Source organism: Aliterella sp. E5.1 (genome assembly GCF_057473825.1).
The window spans coordinates 1-24,895 of sequence record NZ_JBYCCV010000058.1 but is presented as its reverse complement, the minus strand read 5'-3'; the positions used below and the strand labels follow the sequence as shown (position 1 = coordinate 24,895).

Here is a 24,895-nt window from a genome sequence, read left to right as displayed (position 1 = left end):
ATGTAAGATCCTCGTTAAGAACTTTGAGCGCACCTTGACCAATGCCACCACGAAGCTCAATCTCTGCTTCGTCAGGTTAATGATTAAGCGACTTGCCGCCTTTTAGAGATGTCAAATGGGTTCTATAGGAATTAATGACGCGGTAGAAGCATTACCCATACTGCTAGAGAATCAGCCAGATTTGATATTTCTTGACTTAATGATGCCGATTGCCAACGGCTATGAAGTTTGCAGCCAAATTCGGCGAATTTCTCGGTTCAAAAATATTCCTGTAATAATTTTGACAGGCAATGATGGAATTGTTGATCGCGTGAGGGCAAAAATTGTCGGTTCTTCAGAATTTTTGAGCAAGCCAATTAAACGCGAACAAGTATTAGGGGTTTTGCGGAAGTATGTACCACTGCCATCAGTAGCAAAAAATCTCGACTCGCGAAAATAGGCAAGTTCTGAGGGATTGCAGGATATGGCGACGTTCGCTAATTTACTTTTTCTAATTGAGCAATTCTTGGATCGATGATTTTCTTTTGATTGAGGCTAGGAAAGGCGATCGCAAGGGATATCTTGTTCCCAGAACCTAGAATATGAGTGATTTCGCCAATGCCAAAACTTTTGTGTAAAATGCGATCGCCTACTTGCCAAGTTTGATTAGTAGCACCAGTACGCGGACTTGATGATTGCTTGCTAGTAACTCGCGATTGTTTTTTTGCTGTTAATAAATCCTCTGGCAACTCGGCTAAAAATTGCGATGGAATTGCGCTTTCTCGATTACCATACAAGCGACGTTCGCGGACGTGAGAAATGTATAATCTCTCCTCAGCACGAGTTATACCAACGTAACATAAACGCCGTTCTTCTTCCAAAGATGCCGGATCGTTTAGCGAACGGAAATTAGGAAATAAACCTTGTTCTAGTCCGACTAAAAATACTACTGGAAACTCTAGCCCTTTAGAAGCGTGTAAGGTAAGCAAAGAAACGGCAGTTTGTCCTTCTTTTAAGTTATCTAAGTCAGAAGTTAAAGCTGTACTTGCTAGAAAAGAGCCAAGATTTGGTTCTTCCGTTTCTTCTTCAAATTGCAGTACGGCGTTATAAAGTTCTTGGACGTTTTGGAGACGATCTAAACTTTCATCTGTACCTTGACTTTGTAAGTCTTTGACATAACCTGATTCTTCCAAAACCCCTTGCACAATCTCTGACGGTGAAGCGGTATCTACTTGGGTTTGCCAAGTGCTAATTATCCGCGCAAAATTATTTACGCCTTTGGCAGAACGTCCGGCTAAAGTATTTACAGAAGTTTCATCGCTTAATATTTCCCATAAAGGCAAACCCAATTCTTGGGAAGCTTTAACGAGATTATCTATGGTAGCTTTGCCAATTCCGCGCCGAGGAGTGTTGATTACTCGCAATAAACTTACGGTATCGGCAGGATTTGCGATCGCTCTCAAGTAGCCTAATATATCTTTAATTTCTTTGCGATCGTAAAACTTCAGACCGCCGACAATTGTATAAGGGATCCCCCGCCGGACTAACAATTCTTCAAAAGGACGAGATTGGGCGTTAGTGCGATACAAAATAGCAAAACTACCCCAGTGCATTTCTGAGTGTTTACTTTCTAAAGTCCTGATTTGATTGACTACAAAATCGGCTTCAACCGTTTCATCTTCTGCCCTATAAATATAAATTTCTTCTCCAGCGCCCCTAGTAGGCTTGAGAACTTTATCAATGCGTTGGGTATTATTAGAAATGAGTTCGTTAGCTGCTTCTAAAATGTTATCTCTAGAGCGATAATTTTCCTCTAATTTGACCATTGTGCGCGTATCGTCATCAGGCAAGCCATCGCCAAAGTTATTTTGAAATTCTAGCAAAATTGTAAAGTCTGCCATGCGGAAACTGTAAATAGATTGATCAGCATCGCCTACTACAAAAACAGAGCGATTTTGCCAATTCCATTTACTTTTATCGGTTTCTCCATTCGTTACGAGTAGCCGAATTAGATCGTATTGAATCCTATTTGTATCTTGATATTCATCGACTAAAATATGTTTAAATTTTCGATGCCAATAATCTAATACTTGCTCGTTTTGCTCGAATAACTTAACTGGAATTAAGATCAGGTCATCAAAATCTAAAGCATTATTTTCTGCTAATTGATCTTGGTAATGACTATAAACTTCTGCAATCACCCGTCCGCGATAATTTGGCTGATCTTGTTCAAAATCTTGCGGGGTAATTCCTTGGTTTTTGGCGTTACTAATAGTATAGCGAACTGAACGAGGTTCAAACTTTTTGTCATCCAAGTTTAGCTTTGTCGTAACAATTTTTTTAACTAATCCTTGTGCGTCGGCTTCATCAAAAATAGAAAAATTCCGGTTCCACTTACGCCCTTTTTCATCTTGGTACTTCTCAATGTCGTAGCGCAAGATGCGAGACAAAAGGCTGTGAAACGTACCTACCCAAAGGTTTTTGATGTATTCTTTGTAAACGTGCGATCGCAATTGAACTTGTTGGACTGCTGGCAATTGCTCTAAAGGCTTACCATAGTTAGTAATCGCCAATTGCTCGGCAAATAACTTTTGAATTCGATCTTTCATCTCCCGCGCGGCTTTGTTTGTAAAAGTAACCGCTAAGATATTTTCGGGATCTACTCGATGCTTTAAAATTAAATTAGAAATTCGATAAGTAAGCGCTCTAGTTTTGCCCGAACCCGCGCCCGCAACTACCAATAAAGCACCACAATAATGCTCTACTGCTTGGCGTTGGCTGGGGTTAAGATGGCTGAGAAAATCTATAGTTGTCATAAGTATTATCTATAAAATGATTTAGTTTACAGGCTAAAGAGCCTGTAATGATTTAGTTAAGCTGGGTGAAAGTAAAAAGCTGCGCCCAAAACTGCATAAGTTGCCAGCAATAATGTTCCTTCTAACCAATTAGAACGCCCATCCAAACTAATTAAGTTAGCAACCGTAACTGCAACAGCCACCGCCACTACTTCAAAGGGATTGAAATTTAGATCCATTGGTTGACCGATTACAACTCCAACTAAAACTAGAATAGGTGCAACCAAAAGTGCTACCAATAAGCTAGAACCCATTGCTACGGAAACAGATAAATCCATATTATTTTTTATAGCAACGCTTACAGCAGTAACGTATTCGGCTGCGCCGCCAACTAAAGGTAGAAGAATTACACCTGTAAATAATGGAGTCAAACCCAATCCTTTTGTAGCTTCTTCCACCACACCTACAAAGATTTCGGATTCAAAAGCAACCGCCAGAGTAGCAACAACTAATACGCCAATCCAGAGTGTCAAGTTGGGCTTGTGAGCAGGAATTTCTGCTACGCCATCTTGCGGTTCTGCTGCTAATTCTACCAATCCCACTTCATAAAGGTAACTGTGAGTTTTCAAGGAAAATAGCAGTGTCAAGGCATAAACAATCATTAATATGACTGCGACAGTAATGGAGAGATTGCGAATTGCTATATCTTCAACTCCGTTGGAAGTGTAGATTACCATTGTAGGCAAAACGATCGCGGTAACAGCCAGCGTCATCGAAGAACCATTTACCCGCGCGACAATTGGCTGAAATTCTTGCTCTTTATAACGCAGTCCTCCCAGCAGCATAGACAGCCCCATCACCAACAATAAGTTGCTGATAATAGTTCCGGTAATACTTGCTTTAACGATGTCAACTAAGCCTGCTTTTAGGGCAACTAGAGCAATAATTAACTCAGTCGCATTGCCAAATACGGCATTTAACAGCGCCCCAATAGACGAACCAGCTACAACTGCTACTTCTTCAGTTGCCGTACTTAACCATATCGCCAAAGGCACGATCGCAATTCCTGAAGTGATAAATACCGTCAGCGTACCCCAGTGCAAATACTCGGCAGCAATCGAAATTGGAATGAAGACCAGTAAACCTATAGAAAGAATTTTTTTGATTGACATAAAATCTGGAGCGTATCTATATAAAAAGCAACTTTAGCAAGAATTACTGTTGCTCAGTTAATTCTGTGTCAATATAACAACTTTTATTTTGCTGTTAACTGTATTGCCTATGTTGCTCAGTTTCAAGTCAAGTTTTCTTTGTTTTGACTACATCTCTGCTGCGTTAACGTCCTAATAACTGCTGACGCAGAAACGAAATGAAATGAAAAGCTTCGCAGTCGCTAAACTCTGTTATGCTCTTTACCTATTTTTGGAGCCTTTATGAGTTCAATGTAGAAAAAATTAATCTGTCTCTCACTGTTGTGTTTAAGAAGCGCTACCGCGCGGAGGGGAGTGAAGAATATCCCAGTCGCTAAATGCGGGTTGGGCTTTCTAATCCACTTTTGGAGTCTTTATGACCATATTGCAAAAGATTAGCCTATTTCTCGGTGTTGCTAAGTTTGTTGTTGATTCAATCTATTACGTGAGCTTAATCTATCAATTTATCCATCACTTTCTTGCCTACCGCTAAAATAGCGCGGTACTTTAATCTAGGGATTTCTACATAGGTTTTCTCTGTAACTCCCCTTCTATTCTCATTCTTTGACAACTTGGCTTGTCGTAGTAGTTCCTAATCTATTCAAGAATAATTTTTCTGCGATCGCTTCCAAGTAAAGGACAAAGTTTCCTCCTCAACATCCTCCTGGTTAATAATTAACTCTTTAGCTTCTAAGTTTAATTGCTGCATATACCCCCTCAAAACTCCCCCTAAAGAAATCGCTCTAGTATTGTGCAACTGCTGCGTCAACTCCAAAAACCATGTTCTATCTGCTACTAAATCTGATTCTTTTACCTGATATTTGAGGATTTCGGGAATAATTATATTAGGATCGTTGTTTTTAGCGATCGCGCGAACATGAATTACTGGCGGATAATCAACCCTCAAACACTTTTGCCATAGTTCTACCCATTTAATATGGGAAATATAGCGATGACTGAAATAAGAAGGCGGAACCATTGCTAATATATGCAGGTGTGGATGCGCCGACAGCCGATCCCTTCCTCTGGTAACTTCTACAGACTTAATCCACCCTTTAGCCGCCCATGTTTTCAGTTCAGTTAGTCGCTTGAAGCTTTTATTCATCAAGTCTAGAGTTGTCCGCAATTGTTCGATTTTGCAGTTTTTTATCGTTAAAGTCATAAATATCCAACGATGTTTAGGATATTCAGCGACGACTTTTGGCATAATTTTGTAAGCCTTTGCTTTCCACATCAGCGATCGCCGCCACTGGCATACTGGACAATGACGAACGCGACAAAATCGCGCATCCGATAGCTCTAAATTGACTAAACTATCCTCTTTTGCTACCAATTGAAATTTTAGCCAGTTAGCACAGCTACTTACTCGTTGAGCATAGCAGTGCAAATGACTATTGCCTCCAGTAGCATAATATTTAGCAATTTTATCTGCATTGGATCTGTGTTTATCCCAAGTTTTGCCTTTTGCAGATAGGTTTGATAAATTCATCAAATTTTAAAGTTTTATGATTTCTAATCTGTCTAGGTTTGGTGGTGTAGGCTGACAGAACATTGAAATATTCAACCCTGCACAGCCAGAATTTGATGTAGGAACATTCATTCCTAGTAATTTAACCAAATACACCTTTTAGCCAGACTACTGCCACAATTCCGAGCAAAAACCATAAGCAAACTACAATAATTGCAGCTACCCAATTTGTCGGCTTCCCTTCAGCCATAGCTGTAGCAGCTTTTTCCCGACATTCAACCAATACTTGAGGCGGAATCATTTTTATTACTAAAGCAATCCCTAAAGGAACCAAAATTAGATCGTCAAGATAACCAATTATCGGAATTACGTCAGGAATTAAATCGATGGGGCTAAAAGCATAGGCAACCACCGCCGCCGCCAGCAACCGTGCATACCAGGGAACGCGCGGATCTTTGCAAGCAATGTAAATAGCATAGGTTTCTTGCTTGAGTAACTTTAACTGTTGTTTCCATCTCTGCATCATAAGTAAAATACCCCCTTGCGGGGGTAAAAGAAAGCGATTGCGATCTGCGCAGCGCAAATGTGCGATCGCAAGTTTCCGACAATTTAAGCGCGACGATTATCCCACTCTTGGGCTGCATCAGTAACGGCTTGATCTACGCTTTTTTCCCCTAGCATGGCTGCTTGCAAGTTTTCGTAGATTGCCTTTTGCAAAACGTTGATATTTTTCATGGCGGGAACTAATACCTCCCCTTTGGGCAATTCTCCAGCGCTAATTACTCGTGCTTTTTCTAAAGCATCTGCATTTGCTGCAACGGTTTTAAAGTAAGCATCGCCAAGGGCGGCGGTTGTTGAAGGCAAAACATTAGCCGCTTTGGCAAAAGTTAGTTGATTTTGATTATTGGTTACAAATAAGGCAAATTTGAGCGCATTATCTGGTTGTTCGGTATCGCGGGGAATAACCAAATTCATTACCGCTACGTTTTTTTTGCCAGTTTCTCCAGTGATTTGCGGGGCTGTAGCCGATACTTTGGCAATTGCTGGGGCATTTTTCGCGATCGCGGTGAGAAATTCTCCTCCTGACGCTAACATTGCCGCTTCACCAGACTGATACATTTCTATGCCATGTCTGTGTCCTTGAGTTAATGCTGCTTTCGGTAACAGACCATCTTTATAAAGATTTACCCAATAGGCAAAAGCTGTTCTCCCAACTGGAGTATTAAATGCTGCCTTGCCTTGGTCATCTACCAAAGTCACCCCCATTTGCACCAATGACTCTAATACTTCGGCGGAATCTTCGGCGACAAAGGTAGTAAACATGGCGTACTTACCAGTTTTGTCCTTGATGAGTTTAGCCGCTTGGGCGAGTTGAGTGTAATTTGTCGGCGGATTACTCACACCTGCCTGCTTAAACAAATCCGTATTATAAATAGTCAAGCGTGTAGTCAAATACCAAGGGATGCCAAAGCTTTTACCATCTAAGGTACTAGCTTGCCAAATATTTGGTAAATAAGTTGATAACACTTCCGGCGGCACTTTTGCATCCAAATCTAACCAAGCATTGCGAGTTGCTAGTTGAGACGCAAAGTCTGGATTAAGGTTGACGACATCTGGTACAGTTTTTGCTGCTACTGCTGTCAAAATTTTGCTTTCCATTGCCGACCAAGGCACATCAACCCAGTTAATTTTGATACCTGGATTTTCAGTTTCAAAAGTACCAATTAAACTCCGAAAATAATCTGTAAACTCTGGCTGCAACTGCATTGTCCAAAACTCAAGCGGCGGATTGCTGCTATTAGAATTTTGATCTTGCGTACTTACATTAGCCGTATTGCAACTTACAACCCAACTTAACATTAAGCCCAATAAAGCAAAAATTCCTAGTTTTTTCCAGGGCTTGATTTGATTTTTTAACCTTTGTAATGTTGACATTTGTTATAACTTGTGGAGTGATTGAGGCAGTTTGATATTTTTAAGCTACATTTGCGTAGCAGACATTAATATAAATATCTCATGTAGTCTAATTATCAACCTTTAGGTAAGTGACAAAACTGTGGTTAATCGTTTCAAAAGTTTATTGACAAAACGTAAAGTCGGCGTTGGCATAGAACTTGCTCCAGAGAGAATCAATGTAGCTCAATTAAGCAAGCAACGCCAAGGGTTTAAAATAGCAGCATTAGCATCTTTCCCCGTCCCGGAAGGAATTTTTCACGATGGTCAAATTGTTGACTCCCCGGCATTAGCAGAACTAATTACTTCAGCTTTAGCTGAAAGCAAGATCAAAGCGCAGCGCGTTGCCACAGCAGTACCAGGAAGGGAATCTTTAGTGCGGCTCATTCCTTTGCCCGCCGAGCTTGACGATCGCGAACTACGGGAAATGGTACTGAACCACGAAGCTGGTCTGTACTTACCTTACCCCAGAGAAGAAGCTGACGTTGATTATCAAAAGCTGGGATACTTTGTCGATGAAGATGGTATCGAAAAAGTCCAAGTATTGCTAGTTGCGACGCGCAAAGAAATTACTGATGCTTATATGGATACTTTTGCCCAAGCGGGCTTAGAAGTAGATGTTTTAGAAATCAATAGTTTTTCCTTGATTCGGACTATCCGCGAACAACTGCGGCAATTTGCTCCTCAAGAGGCAGCCGTGCTAGTAGATATTGAATTTGACAATACAGAAATTGCCATTATTGTGGATGGAGTGCCACAATTTTCGCGTACAGTACCCATAGGCACTTACCAGTTACAAGCGGCATTATTACGAGCAACAAAACTACCCGCAACCAGAGATACGCGGATGCTACAAACTATTTCTATTCCTCAGACCGAGGGTGACGAAATTGAAGACTCTATTACATTTACTAATCCAGGCATGGCATCTTTGCTAAGAGTTTTAGGAGAGCTAACCGATGAACTACGCCGCTCTCTCGACTTTTACTTGAACCAAAACGGCAACTTGGAAATCACTCAAATTTTATTAGCAGGACCTGGAGGCGGAATTAATAACCTAGAGGAGTTTTTTCGCCAAAAGTTAAATTTGCCCACAGTGCAGATAGATCCAGTGTCTGCTTTATCTTTAGAGATCAACGAAGACCAGTTTAGCAAAGCCCAAAGACCGGGATTAGGAATTGTACTTGGATTAGGACTTAGAGAGGCGTGGGGCGATGTATAGTCTTGATGTAAATTTTGTTAAAAGTCGCAAGCCAGTAAAGGCAGACACTGTGGCTCGGCGCTTCAGCGCTCCTACCTTCTCTGGGGGAGATATGACCCCTATATATATAGGGTTGGGTGTAGGATTAGCATCCTTAGCCTTGGTAGGAGCGGGGTGGGGAATTTTATCAGCCCAAAATTCTCGCCTCACTTCAGAAGTAGCTCAGTTAGACCAAACTCTTGCAGCGCTGGGCATTCAAGAGCAAGAAATTCAACGAGTCCAAGCAGAATTAGAACAAATTAAGGGTCAAAATAGAGCCTTAGCTACAGTATTTAATCAAATTAGACCGTGGTCAGCCATTTTGCAAGATATTCGCGATCGCATTCCTGCTAATGCCATCCAAATTCAAAGTATCAAGCAAATTGCTCCTACCCAAACCGGAACTGCGACCCCAGCCCCAGCACCAACCCCAGCAACGACTCCAGCCCCGGCGGCTCCGGTTGCTGTTAGTGGGATAGAAATTTCTGGAATAGCGCGATCGTTCAACGATGTCAACGATTTGGTACTGACGCTCAAACAATCTTCCTTCTTACAGCCAGCCCAAACCAAAATAATTACCGCTACATTGGTCGATAATCCCGTCCAGTCTAGCGCTAGGGAAGGAGTAAAACTTCCTCAAGTAGTAAATTACACTGTTCAATCAACTTTTAGCGATACGGGTGCTACTCAGCTATTAAGAGAGTTGGAACGCAAAGGTAGCTTAGGTCTAGTAACGCGAATTCGTACACTGCAACAAAGAGGACTCATTCAACAATGACGTTTAGTGATGATTTTATTACGGTCGGCGAAGGGCAAGACTTGCAAACCGCAGCTACTTCCCCTTCTTTATTTGGCATCAAACTAACACCACAAATTAGCGGTATTTTGCTGGCGGTAGCTCTAGGAGCTACCGCTGCCTACCTTGCCAATAGCTATGTCGTGCCAGTATGGCAAAGGTATGGAGAATTAACCGCAGATCGCGATCTCAAGCGATCGCAAGTTGCTCAAAAACAAGCCAGTATTAAGCAAGGGGAAAAATTAAAAACCGATCTAGTTCAAGCAAAACAACAGCAAACAGAAATTTTATCTTTATTTGCCAGTGAAAAAACTTTAGATACTTTGTTGCTAGACATTAATCGCTTAGTTGAATCAGGTAATGCAAGTAGCGGCGGGGTAGTTTCCAAGCTGCAAAAATTTGAGCCAGCAAATCAATCCGCAGAAATTATTAATGACAGTTCTTTTGGAGCGGAAGTAAACGGCAAATTGAAGCGCCGCATAATTAATATTGCCCTTACGGGCAACTACGAGCAAACCCAGTCAATATTACGCAATATGGAGCGCTTGCAACCGTTGTTGATTGTGAATGATTACACCTCAACCTTGCAGCAAGATCCAGTCGATCCTACTACTGGACGCTTACCGCCAGCCTCTATTAATACAGCGTTCAAACTGCAAGCGCTAATTCCAGCTAGTCCCGAAGAAACGGCGGCGGCGGCAGCAGCGGCGGCGGCGGCGGCTAAAAAGTAAATGACGTGCGATCGCACTTAACTCAATACAGAACTATTTAGAACTTCGTTTTAGCAATAGTTCTGTTTAACCTTCTGTGATGTACTACAATTTCCTTGCATGATTTTGAAACTAAGTTAATTTAATGCTTGCGTGTATTTACTTAGCAAAACTAACTTTTAAAATAAACAATAAGTAAACTTATCAGTAGATTCTCGCTTGTATGTTTGCTGTAGATAAAGATAGGTTTTTGGTTCAGTTTAATCGGTGCAAATTCTAAAAAAACTTATAGAAAAAGGTAGTATAGTAATTTTTGACTGCTTGTCTATAAAGTTGATCAATCGGCATAATCTGAGGAATTAAATCTAAGTAAATAACTAAGTTTAGTGTCTTTAGTTCGATTTTCAAGTGAGTATCTATATTTATAAATTAGTGAAGAGTGAAGACGTGAAAAATCCTTGGATTAATAGTAGTGTAATAGTTGCTGGAGCAGTAGTTGTATTAATGGCTACCCAGCCTGGATATACCCAAGTAGCAAAAATAACAAACATCCAACTAAATCAAACAAATGGCGGCTTAAATTTAGTATTAGGAACTTCTACAGGCAAGCGCCCGCAAGTATTTACTAGCAAGCGAGGAAATAGTTTTGTTGCAGACATCATCAACACGCAATTGCAGCTACCCCAAGGAGACACCTTTCGCCAAGTCAACCCCGCACCAGGAGTTGCCTCAGTCATCATTAATCGGCTAGATGCAAACAGCATTCGGATTGTCGTTACAGGCACTAACAGCGCCCCCAACGGTCAAATAAGCGATCGCACAGATAAAGGATTGACGCTAAGTTTGCCCCCAGGAGCGCCCGCAGCTTCAGCCCCTAGCGCCTCAACCCCACCAGGAACCACCCCGCCAGCAAATACAGCCCAAACTCCAGGCGGGGTAATGGTTCCCAATCCTAATGGGACAATTGACGGGGCTGCCCAACCAGAAGCTGTCGCCCCACTATTACCTAGAGCAATTGCCCCACCAGTTGGAGATATTGCCATATCCAATACTGATTCTTCTGCTGCCCAAATCGATTTAGGCACGCAAGAGCGCGTTCCCCGTTTGGTGCTAAGAGAAGCGCCAGTTCGAGAGGTGCTTGCCTTACTAGCCCGTGCCGCCGGACTCAACCTTGCTTTTAGCGCCACTCCTGCCGCCGGGCAACCTAATCAGGCTACTGAACCTAGTGCGGCGGGTGGCAATGAAGGTCCAAGAATTTCTTTAGATATCGAAAACGAGTCTGTACAAGACGTTTTTAACTACGTTTTGCGCCTGAGTGGATTGCAAGCAAATCGCGAAGGGCGGACTATTTTTGTAGGGACAAGATTGCCTAACCAATCTCGCGACTTAGTAGTACGCAGCTTTAGACTCAATCAGGTAACGGTAGGTGTAGCATTAAACTTTTTAGTCGGGATGGGCGCAGAAAGTGCTGTGAGTAGAGAAAGAACAATTACTAGCGTCAATGCCGTACCTGTTGGCGGTTCCGCTACTCCCGCTACTCAAACTCAAACTAGCACAGAAACAAGAATCGAACTGCAACGAATAGAATTTCAAGACTCCACGCCCTTACTAAGAGGATTGCAGGCTTTAGGAGACGAGCGGACTAATGCAGTCACCTTAATTGGTACGCCTAAGCAAATTGATGTAGCGACTTCTCAACTAATTCAACTTGATTCCCGTCGCCGTCAAGTAGCAATGAACGTCAAAATCGTAGATGTAAATCTTTTAGCTACAGAAGACTTTAACAATAGCTTTTCCTTTGGCATTGGTGACAACTTCTTTTCTAGTGCTGGTGGTTCGGGCAGCGTAAATATTGGCGGATCTAGACCGCCCAATTCTACAGAAGTGCGAAATAGTTTGACGAGTCCGGCAACAATTACTAACCCAATTACAGGCGCACCTTTTTTAGATCCAAATAGCAGTGTGGGAATTGCGGGAACCACCCCAGGGACAGTATTGATCGATCCAGATGGTAACATTACTACACTTCAGAGTCCTGGCACTGGACAATTTCCTGCACCCACCGCTCCCATCGCCGCCGATGGCAGTCCACTAACTCCAGGTTTTACAGATATTACTCCAGCAACCAATAATATTATTACGCAGACGCGGGATGCGGTAACAGGTGCGATAACTTCAACGGTGAGTCAAGGAACAATCGGCACTGCTACGGCAGCTTTACCAACTTTGTTTCAGTTCCCAAAAAAGTTTCTTTCCTCTTTGCAAGCTCAAGTTGTTAATGGCAATGCTAAGATTTTGACCGATCCAACACTGATCGTTCAAGAAGGTCAAACAGCTAACGTTAACCTCACTCAAGAAGTAGTAGGAAATATTACTAGAATTATTACTGACAACACTGGTGGTTCTAGAGAGACGGTAACCGTTGAGAAAGAAAATGTCGGGTTGACATTGAATGTTCGGATCGAGCGGATTGACGACAATGGATTTATTTCTTTATCCGTAGCGCCCGTTGTCCGCGCTCCCCAAGCACCAGCGCAAACGCCAAACGGACAGATATTTTTAGTCTCTGAGCGGAGTCTTAATTCGGGATTAATTCGTCTGCGCGACAATCAAACTTTGATTTTGTCAGGAATTATTCAAGACAGCGATCGCACTACCGTAACTAAAGTGCCAATTTTGGGTGATATTCCTTTATTAGGCGCATTATTTAGAAGTACCAATAGACAAAATCAGCGCCAAGAAGTAATTGTGCTGCTTACTCCACAAATTCTCGACGATTCAGAACGCAGTACAGCTAGTTTTGGCAACTATAACCCAGGTGCGGATGCTCGTCAGTTGTTAGAACGCAGTCGTGCTGTTCCCTCTCCTGCTAATAAGCAATTAAAAAATGTAAAATTCAAGTAATAACTGTCTAAAAGTTGCTAGAAGTCTTAGGTTCTCTAGCAACTTATTTGCAACCCAAACTCTCCCTAGTTGCTATCCCCGTAACTGGATTAGTGCCTATAGCGCGCTCGCACAAAAAATTTACCTGATATCTGTCGATTAACGCATCGCTAAAGTCTGCGCCCGTAATATCGGCATCAAAAAACCGCGAACGAGTTAGGGTTGCATCGGTAAAAATAGCGTTTTTTAAGTTGGCATTGTCTAAGGTTACGCGATCGACCAAAGCACCAGAAAGGTTCGCGTCTTCTAGATTTGCTCCTAGTAAAACGCCTTTGGTCATAATTGCATTGGTCAAATCTGCGCCTTGAAAATTTGCCCCCCGCATTTCTGCGGCGACAAACACCCCACCAACTAAATTGGTGTGAGAAAAGTCGCGGTTTTGTAAATTAGTATTGTTGTAATTAATCGTATTATCTTGGGCTAACGCTGGTTTTGCGGCTATTAATAGCCATAACAAAGCAAGACTCAATATTAAAATTAGACTGAGCAAACGTAACAAAGCTTTTTTTAAACTAGAGAATTTAAAAGCATTCCCAGAAAATATAAGAATTCCCATTGAAATTAAAAACATCCTATTTGTCACGCCAATCTTTACCCAAGCGCAGGGTTAAATCAGAATCAATATCTCCAGTCGCCGCTACTTCTACCTTACCTAATCCTAAAAGTTTTTTGAACTTGGTAGCAGCAGCCAAGTCGCCGCCCTGCACGACAATTTCAGTTTGCGGCAATCGATCGGACCAATCGGCACTTACATAGACGTTTTCTATGCCTTGGGCTTTAAGTTGACTTACTACCCGATCGCTTAAACCAGGCTGACTAGAAGCATTTTGGACGGCAATTTTCATCGTAGAAAGCGATCGCGCTTTGGGCGTACTGATTACTTTTGCGCCAAAATACTCGCTCATTAATCGATCTTGCCCCCTAGAATCGAGCCAATAACTACTCGGATCTAGGCTAAGCGCACTAAGAAAGCCTGGTAGCATTACCATTTGCAAATTTTGAGCATCTACTTTAGCGCCAAAACTAGCTAAAGTTAGCATTTCTTCTGGGCTGAGGTTCGTATCGACATAATTTTGGACAATGCTAACTATTTGAGGCAAACGCGCCATAATTGCCGGATTTGTCAGCCGATTTTTTAAAGCTTTAATTAGTAATTGCTGCCTTTGTACCCTTCCTAAGTCACCATTTTCTGCTTCTTGGAATCTAGCAAATTGTTGCGCCTGGTCGCCATTTAAAGTCTGCCATCCTTTTTCTAGGTCGATTGTGAGCGATTGGGTAGCATCTTGATAAGACATAGATTCAGGAACAAATATTTCCACCCCGCCCAAAGCATTAACTAATTCTTTCAATCCATCAGGGCGGAGACGGAGATAGCGGTCGATTGGCACATTATTTAAACTTTTACTTACTACCCGCGTTGCCATGGCTGCACCACTAGCATTTGCTAGAGAGATTTGTTCTAAGCCAATTTCTGGCAAAACTACCATGCTAGAGCGAGGAATCGATAAAACTTTAATTAACTGCGAGTTGGGGTTGACTCGTAACAACAAAATAGTGTCGCTAGTAGCCGTCATGTCTGAATTGGAAACATCGCCTTTGGTTGTTGTCACCGGATCGATACCCAAAACTAAAATATTTACAGGTCTAGCGATTGTGTATTGATTGGTAAAGGGTACGTCTTTATTGCCCTGTTTTTTTAATAACTCCGCCAATTGTTGCTCTTGACTTAACGGCGGGCGATCGCCCCATATTGGCGTAAGTAAAGCAGCATTGGCTCCTATCAACACCCAAAAAGTAATTAGGCACGTCCAAGATAGTAAGGGGTTTTTGTGCCAAGCTACCAAGAGACGATAGCGCCATGTCTCCAAACTGTGTTTAACTATGGAGCGATCGGGGCGACGGACAGACGAATGTACTCTTTGAACTCCCTTAATCACAACTATTATCCCCAAATTTGATCGCACTACAGGTATGGTAATGCAAGCTGTTAATATTGCCACCGATCGAGTAAACTATCCTTGCAAATCGTGGCTTTAATTTAATAATGAGTAGCTCTTTGATACCTGTAATTTTGGCTGGTGGTAAAGGCGAACGTTTTTGGCCTCTTAGCCGCAAGCACCGCCCCAAGCAATTTTTAAGTTTGGATGGTAGTGGTAAAAGTCTACTGCAAGCCACTGCCGAGCGCTTGCTGCCCTTGGCTGGTAGTTGGGACAAGTTGTGGGTAATAACATCTAGCGCTCTAGCTGCGGGAGTTTCAGAACAACTCCCGCAACTACCTCAAGAAAATATCCTCGCCGAACCCGAAGGCAAAGACACCGCCCCCGCCGTGACTTGGGCTACTTTAGAAATTGCCAAACGCTACGGAAAAGAGACAATTGTCGGCTTTTTTCCCGCCGATCCTTGGATTGAAGATCCTCTTAGTTTTCAGCAAACTTTACAGGCGGCGGTGGAATTAGCGGCAAAAGAAGATGCGATCGCAACATTGGGTGTAAAACCTACTTACCCTTCTACAGGCTATGGTTATATCGAGCAAGGCGAACAAACGGGTACTTGTGGCAATTTACCTGTATATCGCGTCAATCGTTTTACCGAAAAACCCGATCGCCAAACCGCCGAATCATTTATTGCGACTGGGCGGTTTAGCTGGAATAGCGGGATGTTTATTTTTAAGGCTGGAGTAGTCCTTAATGAACTTTATACCCATGCCCCCGAAATTATCCAACCCTTAGCCGATCGGGGCGCGGCAGCTTATGCCAGTTTGCCTAAAATTAGTATCGACTACGCCTTGATGGAAAAAACAAAACTAGCCTATGTATTGCCTGTAGATTTTGCTTGGGACGATTTGGGCGATTGGAATGCCATTGAGCGGTTATTGAAAACTGATGCACCCAATGTTGAAGTAGCAAGCCATGTAGGATTAGACACTACCGGATCGTTGCTTTACGCCACCGACGAGCAAGAAGTAATAGTTACTATTGGTTTAGAGGATACAGTCGTAGTACGCGATCGCAATGTAACTTTAATTGTCAAAAAAGACCGCACTCAAGAAATCAAGCAAGTTCTAAAAATGCTGCAAGATCATCCAAAATTTAGAGACTTATTATAAATTAGTCAAAAGTAAACCCTTGACAGAGGTACTAAAGTAGCTTTTTAAGCTACAACCAAACAATATTATTCCATCAATTTGAGCGATCGCGTAGCTTGTGTAATCATCATCGTTCTACCTATTGACTTGCGGCTTACCCTTAGTAGATTTCGCTCCTCACTATTGTTTCCTTTATATAATTCAACTTGTGTTTTTAACTCAAACTACTTCCCGTCAACGCGAAATTGTTGAAGTTGTCCTCCGCAATGGTTGGGACTATATGCGTCGCCTCTTAACTGGCGGCAAAGCTGATGAACCTCAGTTGCCTACCCCCGCCGTATTGCGGAATATTTTGGTAGATTTGGGTCCGGTGTATGTCAAGTTAGGACAACTTTTAAGTACGCGCCCAGACTTGCTTCCATCTGCCTATATTGAAGAACTCTCAACCCTCCAAGACGAAGTACCTCCCGTCCCTTGGGCAGACATTGAAGTGCTGCTGAGGCAACAATTGAGCCAGCCTATGGACGAAACTTTTTCTAGTTTTAGTGCAATTCCAGTGGCGGCGGGTTCTATTGCTCAAACCCATCGCGCTACTTTAGTTGATGGGCGTGAAGTCGCAGTTAAAGTCCAGCGCCCAGGAATAGATCTAACAATTGCTCAAGATATTTCTTTAATTCGTGGCATAGCCGATTTAGTGGCTAGGACTGAATTTGGACAGTCTTACGAAGTAGATTCTCTGGCTGAGGAGTTCGCCACAGCGTTGCTAGCAGAGTTAGATTTCAAGCGCGAGGCTAGTTTTACTGACCAATTAAGGCAAAATCTGGCAGATAGTCGCTGGTTTGACTCAAAAAAATTGGTCGTAGCAGAAATTTACTGGGATCTGACTACCGAAAAAATCATGGTGATGGAGTGGCTAGATGGAGGTCCCTTACTAACGGCTACCCTAAATAGCGATCGCGATGGCATAGATTCGCGCCTTGAACGCGGACAAATTACTTCTTTACTATTCCGTGCCTTTTTTCAGCAGGTTTATATTGATGGCTTTTTCCACGCTGACCCCCATCCAGGAAATTTATTTTATCTCAAAGATGGTCGCGTAGCTCTATTAGATTGCGGCATGGTAGGTAGGTTAGATCCCCGTACTCAGCAGATTTTGACAGAAATGTTGTTGGCAATTGTCGATCTAGATGCTCAAAGGTGCAGCCAGCTAACATTGCAGTTGGCTGATTCTGCTCAACCTGTAATCTTATCGCGGTTGGAGAATGACTACGACCGAATGCTGCGGAAATACTACAACTTGAGTCTTTCGCAAATCAATTTTAGTCAGATATTTTATGAAGTTTTACAAATTGCTCGCAGTAATAAAATTCGCCTACCTGGTAATCTGGGTTTGTACGCTAAAACCTTAGCTAACTTGGAAGGAGTCACCCGTAAGTTTAATCCTGAAGTTAATTTATTAGATGAAATCAAACCATTAATTACTGATTTATTTAGGAGACAATTATTAGGCGCAAATCCACTCCAATCGCTACTAAGAACAGCTTTAGATGTTAAAAGTTTGTCTCTCCAATCGCCGCGACACATTGAATTATTATTAGATCGGGTAACTTCCGAGACTTTGCAGTGGAATATATCGTTACGCGGACTTGAGGGCTTGCGTCGTAGCATAGACGATTCTGCCAATCGGCTTTCTTTTAGTGTTTTAGTCGGTTCGCTGATTATGGGAGCGGCAATTATTTCTAGTAAAGCGCAAACAACTGAGTTGTCGTTACCTAGTAGCGTACTATTTGCTACTGCTAGTCTATTAGGATTATGGCTAATTTTTAGTATTATGCGTTCTGGAGGTTTGAAGAACTCTAAATAGAAAAATTGAAATTAAATTTATCTAAAGGCAATTACTAAACTTTAGTAGTTGCCTTTGATTTTAGGGCAACAAAAAATGCCACCTTAGTTGGTATATGAGAAAAACATGGGAATTTTTGTTGAATAAATATAACTTTACAAAATAGGTATAAGATTTACTTAGTGTACGAAACTTAAGCAGAGGATGTCTCTTTACGTCAAACTGATAATGCTTATACAGTAATTGAGCAACGCTAAAAGAGAGGGTGATAAATTCTATCTAGCTCCAAAGTGCAGCGATAATCAATATTTAGAGCAATTTGTTACGTAGAAGACTGTGAAGTGAGGAGAAGTGGTGAGACAAATTTTTAATAGCTTTTGCCTAGCTAGTACGGTAGTTGTATTCGTAAATCAGTCTGCTAAAGCCCATCGGGTAGACGCTGATTATATTGCAAGAATTTCCGGCAATCCCCAAAATGTCAAGCTGGGCGCGGGTAAATCTTGGCAGAAAATTAAACAAGTACAGACATTAAAAATCGCGCAAACACCATCGCCCCAAAGCCCCCAAGCCGTACCGCCTACTAATCCAAAGTTTCCCCAAAATTTGCCATCGCCCCAATCTCCCCCAGCACGGCCAGCAAATACCCAGGCTTCGCCGCGAAATATTCCCGCACCTAGCAGACTCAACCCTAATCCAAATCCATTACAATTTCCCACTAGACCAGAAGAAGTACGACTTGAGGCAGCAGAAGGTATTAGCTTGGAACAAGCTTTTGAATTAGCACGGCGCAACAATCGGCAATTGCAAGTTGCGTTGCTGATTCTAGAACGCAGTCGCGCCAACGTGCGAGAAGCCCAAGCTGATGAATATCCAACTTTAAGTATCCAAGGGGGATTAACCAGTAGAGGAAGTGATGTATTTAGCGATGTCAATACTTCGACTGGGAGTAGCAATCAACTAAGTCAATTGATCAACCAAAATAGTAGTAATAATGGTGGCAATGTCAATACTTCAACTGGAAGCGCCAGCAATCAAATAAATCAATCGGTAGACCAAAGTAGTAGTAATAGTGGTGGCAATGTCAATACTTCGACTGGAAGCGCCAGCAATCAAGTAAATCAATCGGTCAACCAAAGTAATAACAGTATTATCACTAGCAATAGCGGTGGTGGTAGTTCCACGGCATTAAGTGGAACTATACAACTAAGTTATAACGTTTATACAGCAGGCGCTAGAACCGCACGCATCCGCGCTGCCGAAGAACAACTACGCTTCGACCAATTAGACGTTGAACGCATAACGCAGCAACTACGCTTAGATGTATCTAACGATTACTATGACTTGCAACAAGCCGATGAACAAGTAAGAATCAACCGAGGAGCCGTAACAAACGCCGAAGCTAGTTTACGCGACGCTCAGGCGCGAGAGCAAGCAGGAGTAGGCACTCGGTTTGATGTATTGCAATCGCAAGTACAACTTGCCAATGCCAATCAAGATTTGACTAACGCTTTAAGCCAACAGCAAGTCGCTCGTCGCCAGTTGGTAAATCTTCTTAGCTTAGCTCAAGTGGCCAATGCGATCGCAGCAGATCCTGTAGAGATAGCTGGAGTTTGGAACTTTTCTCTAGAAGAAAGCATCATTGCGGCTTTTCAAAACCGTGCAGAACTGCAACAACAATTGGTACAGCGTAATATTAGCGAACAAAATCGGCGGATTGCGCTTGCAAGTATTAGACCTAGAGTTGCAGTTAACAGTAACTACAGCATCAGCGATACTTTTAATGACGATCAAAGCTTTGGTGATGATTATTCCTTGGGCGCGAATCTAACTTGGAATTTGTACGATGGCGGTGCAGCAAGAGCTAGTGCTAGAGCGCAAGAAGCAAATATTGCGATCGCTGAAACAAATTTTGCCAATACTCGCAACCAAGTTAGGTTTGAAGTAGAAGAAGCTTACAGTAATTTGCAATCTAATTTAGCTAATATCCAAACTGCCTCGGTTGGTTTGGAGCAAGCTAGGGAAGCTTTGCGTCTAGCGAGACTGCGCTTCCAAGCTGGGGTAGGGATTCAAACAGAGGTAATTGATGCGGAGGACAATTTAACTCAAGCTGAAGGTAATCGAGTCACAGCTATCTTAAATTACAATCGAGCTTTGGCAAGTTTGCAGAGAGCAATTAGTTCTGGCTCATCGCAGTAACTAACGATGGGTAGGGCAAAAACACTTCTGACTTGCGAAGTGCTAAACTTAATCGGGATTTTAATGTCATAATCCCTATAAAGATCGAAATATTTATCTAAAGTTGGTTGAGGCGTTTTTGTGCCGAATCGGAATTATTGGCTATCATTACTGGTTATTTTTGGCGCGTGGGGAGTAAGTTTACCCGCCAATGGACAAGCACTTGTTCCCTATAACGTGCAACTCAATAACGTAGAACTAGAAAAGCAAGGCTTGAGCTTAGCTCAAGAAGCAGCGCAGTTGGCACAGTTTCAACAATACGAACTAGCTTTACCGCGCGCCAGGTTAGCAACTCAATTGGCTCCTAAAAGTTACCAATCGTGGTTGCTATTGGGTGGTTTGTATTTGCAAACCAATAAGTTCACCGAAGCTGTTGCTCCTTTGCAACAAGCCAAGTCCTTAGATCCCAAAAATCCAGCAATTTTCTTTGCTTTGGGTTCGGCAAATTTTGGTCAAGAAAAGTACCAAGCAGCAGCAGATAATATACTTGCAGGCTTGAAGCTCAAACCCAATGACCCAGAAGCTTTGTTCGATTTGGGGAATTCTTATTACAAGCTCAACCGTTTACCGGAGGCGATCGCTCAGTACAATAAAGCGGTAGCTGGCAACAAAAAGTTTTGGCCCGCCATTAATAATATTGGCTTGATTAAATACGAGCAAGGAGATACCAAGGGGGCAATCTCAGCTTGGCAAAATGCCCTAAATATTGACAAGCAAGCCGCCGAACCTCAATTGGCTATAGGAGTCGCGCTCTACGCTCAAGGGCAGCAACAAAAAGGTGTAGCCGCCGGAGAAGCTGCTTTGAAAATAGATAGTCGTTACGGCGATTTGGAGTTTCTCAAACAAAACCTGTGGGGAAATCGCTTGCTGAACGATACCAAAAAATTGTTAGCTTCTCCCCGCCTTCGTTCTACCTTACAAGCACTCCCAGCGCTACCAAAACCAAACCCCACCACCCCCACACCGTAACAATTGATGCAAGTCCATAGGTTTATGGGCTTGCAGTTAGCGGATAAACTTCAAGCTTTCGGTATTTTTGGCAAATAGATCGGTAAAGATACTGATGACGGTACGCGATCGCAGTTTGATATTTGTATTGACTCCCATTCCCGATTGCAATGCCACTTCTCGCCCGTTAATTAACAGCGATTGTCTTTGTAAGCGTACTTTAGCTGGAAAGCGATAGAAAGGATAAACCTCATCCGGTGGCAGAGCATCCGAGGCAATCCAAACTAGCTTACCTTTTACATCCCCAAATTCGCTAAAAGGAAAGGCCTGGATTCGGGCATCTACATCCATTCCTGCCCGCACGAACCCAATATCGCGATTAGTAATAAATACTTTTGCCGTTAAGGCATCTCCCGGTACTATTTTGGGAATTGGTTGACTGATGCTGGCGACAAAGCCCGGATTATGTACCTGCAAATCAAAGATTACGCCGCTTTCTGGTGCGGTGAGATCTTGATACTGCAAAGTTAAATTAGCTTGGTTTAACTGGCTGTCTAGCTCAGCTAGGCGCTTATTATTTTCTACCAAAACCTTTGTCAAGCAATGTTGTTTAAAATCCCTCGATCTACGTTTAACGTATTTTTGAGATTAGCTAGTTGAATATCTGTTTGACCTAGTTTATTTTCCCAAGTAACGGTTTTAAATTTTTCAATTTTTAATTCTCTAATTGCCAGTGCTTCAAGTTGAGCCGTAGACATTCCATAATGCTGCAAATAAGTCTGACGTTCGGCAGTATTTATTAGTTGATGTTTTTTATAGTATTTTTCAATTGCGATCACCTGTTCGGTATTAGATAGTTGTACAGAGGCAATTGCTTTATCTATCAGTATCTCTCGCCACAACTGAGACAACATTTGATACTGTGTCAGCAGGGGAAGGAGTTCGGCGGAAGTAATGGTGCGATCGCCTAGTTGCAATATTAAAGACATAAATCACATTCAATCGGTCGCAACTAGCTTACCCAAATAGTTAGTAGTTTTAACTGGGAAAGCAGAAATCCATACTATCAGACTTTAATAACTAACAAAAAACTACTGTTGCAGCGATTTTTAAGTAGATATTCTGCCAGCGACTCCAGTTCTAAGCTAATAACTTCTCTAGACTCAATATTTACGAAACTAACTATTTTTGATTGCCAAATCTCGGCTAAAAACCGACTAATTTGACAGGCGCATTGGTTCGGCATAACGGTTCAATTGAGCGGCAGAGATACCTTTCACTTGTTACTAAAATATTACTTTTTAGTCCGCTCCAATGATTTGTTATCTCTCTTTACTCCTAATTACACATATCTAGACAGCAATTAGCTTTTCTCGATTGAGATTTTGAAGAATACTAATCTGACCAATGCGCTGAAATTCTTTACTACTTCTATCAGCTAAATGCAGTACCCAAGGCAGTCGGCAAGAGCGGAAGCCACTAGCAGGATGTAACTGAGTTAAATGATAAGTTTGTAAAGCTAATATCTCCAGTGAAGTATCACCGTACTCATGTACAACTCGTAAAGGTCTGACACTACCAATACTTTGATTAATTGGTTGGCTTGTCACAATCAGAAAAGAATTCTCTTTTGGCAAAAATACAACGCTACCAATAGTAGCATCCCGATATATTTTTCCTTGATCTTCAGAAACTTCACGCCCCATTCTGCCTGTTCCACTTTTGCGGACACCAACTAAATCAAGTGCAATGTTTTTCTCTTGCAACGCCTTGATAGTTTGTTCAAATTCTCCTTCTTGAACTAATCCATCTCGCATTAGTAGTAATCGTTTGGGATAGCGATCACAGATTTTGTGAAAACGCAGAATCAGCTTAGATACTGTTTGCCAGACTGCTTGCCCCGATATACTCTCGCCTCGCTGCACATCAGGTAGTTCCCATCCCAAACTCTGCCCATCTGCAAGTACAGCAAAAGCTGAAGTTCCGTAGTAAAGCTGACGGTTTGTTCCTGTGTCAAAACCAATAATCAAGTCCGCAGCTTCGGGATGGTCTAATGGTTCCAAACGTACAGTTTGCCATCCTGCTTTACATAGCAAGCCCAAAACTACATTCATCGCTTTATAAGCATCAGCTTTTGGTAAAGGCAGTATAAATTGAGTGGCAATTCCAGCTTGCAGTGCCTCAACTCTAATTTGTCTCTTACGAGCATTCGGTAACCAAGGAGCAACTACTAAAATTGTCTGTACGTCATTTGCCCACTCTTGCCAGAAAATTTGCCGATCTAATTCACCTTCAGGCATCTGTTGAGAAGTTTTATAAGATTCAACTTCTATATTTGCACCGCTCTTTTTTGCAACTTCTTTCAAGCACTTTTCAACTTCATCAGGATATTTATGAACATTATTAAAGAGATTTAAACAACCAAACTTGGTTTCTCCTACTTTAATGCAACCTTTATAAAGAATTTTGCCAGTCTTATCCACTTCTCCATTTTTAGCAAAGAGTTTTCCTTTGGGTAGGATAAATCCCCTTACAATCGATGCCTGCGTATGTGTAGGTATCTTGTAAATCTTCTCAATGATTAGCTGTGCAGTTTTCTCCGATTCTTTCAAGCGAATATCTAAAGACTTTTTAATATAATCAAATACTCCTTGAACATTTTTCTTCTCTTCAGTGTCAGATTTCTCTGCGACATTTGCCACCATCTCCATAGTCAAACTTGGCGAAAGCCGACGAGATAAGTGAGTAGTAAGTTGAGCTTTCCAATCATTAGCTTTTTTAACGTAGACTACGCGGGAGTTTTCGATTTCTGCATCACTAGCACCAATCTGACGATGATAAGCAGCTAGGGTAATGCCTAAACCCTCGATCAGTATTTGTTCTGGCGTTTGTTCGGAGACATTTTCATATTGCCAAGTAATATAATTATTATTCTTATCTTTATATGTATTGCGAACATAACTAATTGGAATATCTGGGTATTCGTCTTGCCACTCATGGAGTGTCCAAGGAGTATAAAAACGATGGTGTAGATCGATTTCTAGATAGAGATTACTATCAGCATTAACACTGACATCTATTCTTCTTCCTTTATGAACTTCCCAACCCATACCACATTTTTCTTTCCCTGCTTCTCCAGTAACCCACCAAATTAATCCGCCTTCAGACGCTCTTTCGATCGCAGTTTTATCCCATTGCTTCTTTAAGTTCTGTTCTAGTATTTTTCTTTCTAATTGTTCTATTCCTTGACGTTCAGCAGGGTTGGTACAATCTAATGTTCTTTTACAAATAAACTTTACTTCCCACCCGTCACCTTGCAAACGGGCTGAATCTACTAACTCTTTAGTAATGATTTTATTGCCAAGCCTGATTGCAGGTAAGCCAAGTTTGTAGCAAATACTGGCGATCGCTTGATGTTCTTTTCCATGATCAGGATTTTGGGTAAATTTACAACTGTATTCAGAAATATTTCGATCTCCCTCGGCTAGGTTCCTTACAAAGAAACGATTTAACACGATTGAAGTTTTTTCTAATTCAAATGCCATAGAGAATCAAACCTTTTGAGATAACTGTATCGGAAGTTATACTAAGTTGTGGTCAGAGGTAGTAGAGTATTAAATAGAGAGAACTTTGGCAAAGATAAATGTACAGGAGTCAAGTAACGCAAGCCTGTCCTCATCTAGACCTAGAGACAGTCAAGCAGAAAGTAA

18 protein-coding genes and 3 pseudogenes are annotated in these 24,895 nt (G+C 42.0%); 10 read left to right on the top strand and 11 right to left on the bottom strand.

Annotated features, from left to right (window positions below):
- Positions 1-106, top strand: a pseudogene (locus AC2VE5_RS16800) (transposase); the annotation flags it as partial.
- An 18-nt stretch (positions 107-124) separates the two neighbouring features.
- Positions 125-439 (top strand): annotated as a pseudogene (locus AC2VE5_RS16795) (response regulator); the annotation flags it as partial.
- A 37-nt stretch (positions 440-476) separates the two neighbouring features.
- On the opposite strand, the gene pcrA reads toward AC2VE5_RS16795, so the two are convergent.
- The 5 genes from pcrA to AC2VE5_RS16770 all read right to left on the bottom strand — a co-directional run bounded on the left by pcrA (position 477) and on the right by AC2VE5_RS16770 (position 7,367).
- Positions 477-2,795 carry a DNA helicase PcrA gene (gene pcrA, locus AC2VE5_RS16790; RefSeq protein WP_486888871.1) on the bottom strand — a complete coding sequence of 773 codons (2,319 nt, stop codon included), beginning with the start codon at positions 2,793-2,795 and terminating at the stop codon, positions 477-479.
- A gap of 56 nt (positions 2,796-2,851) precedes the next feature.
- Positions 2,852-3,946 (bottom strand): calcium/proton exchanger, encoded by a 1,095-nt coding sequence (gene cax / locus AC2VE5_RS16785; RefSeq protein ID WP_486888870.1) that lies wholly within the window; start codon positions 3,944-3,946, stop codon positions 2,852-2,854.
- 619 nt (positions 3,947-4,565) lie between these two features.
- Positions 4,566-5,453 carry a protein rep gene (locus AC2VE5_RS16780; RefSeq protein ID WP_486888869.1) on the bottom strand — a complete coding sequence of 296 codons (888 nt, stop codon included), beginning with the start codon at positions 5,451-5,453 and terminating at the stop codon, positions 4,566-4,568.
- Between the two features lie 121 nt (positions 5,454-5,574).
- Positions 5,575-5,955 (bottom strand): YkvA family protein, encoded by a 381-nt coding sequence (locus tag AC2VE5_RS16775; protein WP_486888873.1) that lies wholly within the window; start codon positions 5,953-5,955, stop codon positions 5,575-5,577.
- Positions 5,956-6,041: 86 nt separating this feature from the next.
- The gene (locus tag AC2VE5_RS16770) at positions 6,042-7,367 is read right to left on the bottom strand and encodes an ABC transporter substrate-binding protein (protein ID WP_486888868.1); all 1,326 of its coding nucleotides are present in this window, start codon (positions 7,365-7,367) and stop codon (positions 6,042-6,044) included.
- A gap of 121 nt (positions 7,368-7,488) precedes the next feature.
- Between AC2VE5_RS16770 and pilM the strand changes: the two genes are divergently transcribed.
- The 4 genes from pilM (at position 7,489) to AC2VE5_RS16750 (ending at position 13,035) form a co-directional block, all read left to right on the top strand.
- Positions 7,489-8,607 carry a type IV pilus assembly protein PilM gene (gene pilM, locus AC2VE5_RS16765; protein WP_486888867.1) on the top strand — a complete coding sequence of 373 codons (1,119 nt, stop codon included), beginning with the start codon at positions 7,489-7,491 and terminating at the stop codon, positions 8,605-8,607.
- A 49-nt stretch (positions 8,608-8,656) separates the two neighbouring features.
- Positions 8,657-9,403, top strand: a complete 747-nt coding sequence (locus AC2VE5_RS16760; protein WP_486888866.1) for a PilN domain-containing protein — start codon at positions 8,657-8,659, stop codon at positions 9,401-9,403.
- Complete coding sequence (locus AC2VE5_RS16755) at positions 9,400-10,152, top strand: pilus assembly protein PilO (protein ID WP_486888865.1); 753 nt, start codon at positions 9,400-9,402, stop codon at positions 10,150-10,152. Before AC2VE5_RS16760 ends, AC2VE5_RS16755 begins: the two co-directional genes overlap by 4 nt.
- Positions 10,153-10,635: 483 nt before the next feature.
- Positions 10,636-13,035 (top strand): AMIN domain-containing protein, encoded by a 2,400-nt coding sequence (locus tag AC2VE5_RS16750; RefSeq protein WP_486888872.1) that lies wholly within the window; start codon positions 10,636-10,638, stop codon positions 13,033-13,035.
- Between the two features lie 43 nt (positions 13,036-13,078).
- On the opposite strand, the gene AC2VE5_RS16745 is transcribed toward AC2VE5_RS16750, so the two are convergent.
- Complete coding sequence (locus tag AC2VE5_RS16745; RefSeq protein WP_486888864.1) at positions 13,079-13,630, bottom strand: pentapeptide repeat-containing protein; 552 nt, start codon at positions 13,628-13,630, stop codon at positions 13,079-13,081.
- A gap of 16 nt (positions 13,631-13,646) precedes the next feature.
- Entirely contained in the window at positions 13,647-15,074 is a 1,428-nt protein-coding gene (locus AC2VE5_RS16740) for an LCP family protein (protein WP_486888863.1), read from the bottom strand.
- Positions 15,075-15,118: 44 nt separating this feature from the next.
- Between AC2VE5_RS16740 and AC2VE5_RS16735 the strand changes: the two genes are divergently transcribed.
- The 4 genes from AC2VE5_RS16735 (at position 15,119) to AC2VE5_RS16720 (ending at position 21,206) form a co-directional block, all read left to right on the top strand.
- Positions 15,119-16,180, top strand: a complete 1,062-nt coding sequence (locus AC2VE5_RS16735) for a mannose-1-phosphate guanylyltransferase (RefSeq protein WP_486888862.1) — start codon at positions 15,119-15,121, stop codon at positions 16,178-16,180.
- A 187-nt stretch (positions 16,181-16,367) separates the two neighbouring features.
- A complete protein-coding gene (locus AC2VE5_RS16730; RefSeq protein ID WP_486888861.1) occupies positions 16,368-18,023 on the top strand; it encodes an ABC1 kinase family protein in 1,656 nt (551 codons plus the stop codon).
- A 333-nt stretch (positions 18,024-18,356) separates the two neighbouring features.
- Positions 18,357-20,198, top strand: a complete 1,842-nt coding sequence (locus AC2VE5_RS16725; RefSeq protein WP_486888860.1) for a TolC family protein — start codon at positions 18,357-18,359, stop codon at positions 20,196-20,198.
- 120 nt (positions 20,199-20,318) lie between these two features.
- A complete protein-coding gene (locus AC2VE5_RS16720; RefSeq protein ID WP_486888859.1) occupies positions 20,319-21,206 on the top strand; it encodes a tetratricopeptide repeat protein in 888 nt (295 codons plus the stop codon).
- A gap of 36 nt (positions 21,207-21,242) precedes the next feature.
- Here the strand turns inward: AC2VE5_RS16720 and AC2VE5_RS16715 are convergent.
- The 4 genes and pseudogenes from AC2VE5_RS16715 to AC2VE5_RS16700 all read right to left on the bottom strand — a co-directional run.
- Positions 21,243-21,785: pseudogene (locus AC2VE5_RS16715) on the bottom strand (beta-barrel domain-containing protein); the annotation flags it as partial.
- Positions 21,782-22,174, bottom strand: a complete 393-nt coding sequence (locus AC2VE5_RS16710) for a hypothetical protein (protein ID WP_486888858.1) — start codon at positions 22,172-22,174, stop codon at positions 21,782-21,784. The pseudogene AC2VE5_RS16715 and the gene AC2VE5_RS16710, both read right to left, overlap by 4 nt.
- Positions 22,175-22,251: 77 nt before the next feature.
- Positions 22,252-22,431 (bottom strand): hypothetical protein, encoded by a 180-nt coding sequence (locus AC2VE5_RS16705; protein ID WP_486888857.1) that lies wholly within the window; start codon positions 22,429-22,431, stop codon positions 22,252-22,254.
- Positions 22,432-22,537: 106 nt separating this feature from the next.
- Complete coding sequence (locus tag AC2VE5_RS16700; protein ID WP_486888856.1) at positions 22,538-24,730, bottom strand: argonaute PAZ domain-containing protein; 2,193 nt, start codon at positions 24,728-24,730, stop codon at positions 22,538-22,540.
- Positions 24,731-24,895 lie beyond the last annotated feature (165 nt).

Coding starts and splice junctions, on each gene's coding strand:
- pcrA (WP_486888871.1), bottom strand. CDS start 2,795: ATGACAACTATAGATTTTCTCAGCCATCTTAACCCCAGCCAACGCCAA.
- AC2VE5_RS16780 (WP_486888869.1), bottom strand. CDS start 5,453: ATGAATTTATCAAACCTATCTGCAAAAGGCAAAACTTGGGATAAACAC.
- AC2VE5_RS16700 (WP_486888856.1), bottom strand. CDS start 24,730: ATGGCATTTGAATTAGAAAAAACTTCAATCGTGTTAAATCGTTTCTTT.
- AC2VE5_RS16710 (WP_486888858.1), bottom strand. CDS start 22,174: ATGTCTTTAATATTGCAACTAGGCGATCGCACCATTACTTCCGCCGAA.
- AC2VE5_RS16750 (WP_486888872.1), top strand. CDS start 10,636: ATGGCTACCCAGCCTGGATATACCCAAGTAGCAAAAATAACAAACATC.
- AC2VE5_RS16775 (WP_486888873.1), bottom strand. CDS start 5,955: ATGCAGAGATGGAAACAACAGTTAAAGTTACTCAAGCAAGAAACCTAT.
- AC2VE5_RS16745 (WP_486888864.1), bottom strand. CDS start 13,630: ATGGGAATTCTTATATTTTCTGGGAATGCTTTTAAATTCTCTAGTTTA.
- cax (WP_486888870.1), bottom strand. CDS start 3,946: ATGTCAATCAAAAAAATTCTTTCTATAGGTTTACTGGTCTTCATTCCA.
- AC2VE5_RS16735 (WP_486888862.1), top strand. CDS start 15,119: ATGAGTAGCTCTTTGATACCTGTAATTTTGGCTGGTGGTAAAGGCGAA.
- AC2VE5_RS16705 (WP_486888857.1), bottom strand. CDS start 22,431: ATGCCGAACCAATGCGCCTGTCAAATTAGTCGGTTTTTAGCCGAGATT.
- AC2VE5_RS16755 (WP_486888865.1), top strand. CDS start 9,400: ATGACGTTTAGTGATGATTTTATTACGGTCGGCGAAGGGCAAGACTTG.
- AC2VE5_RS16770 (WP_486888868.1), bottom strand. CDS start 7,367: ATGTCAACATTACAAAGGTTAAAAAATCAAATCAAGCCCTGGAAAAAA.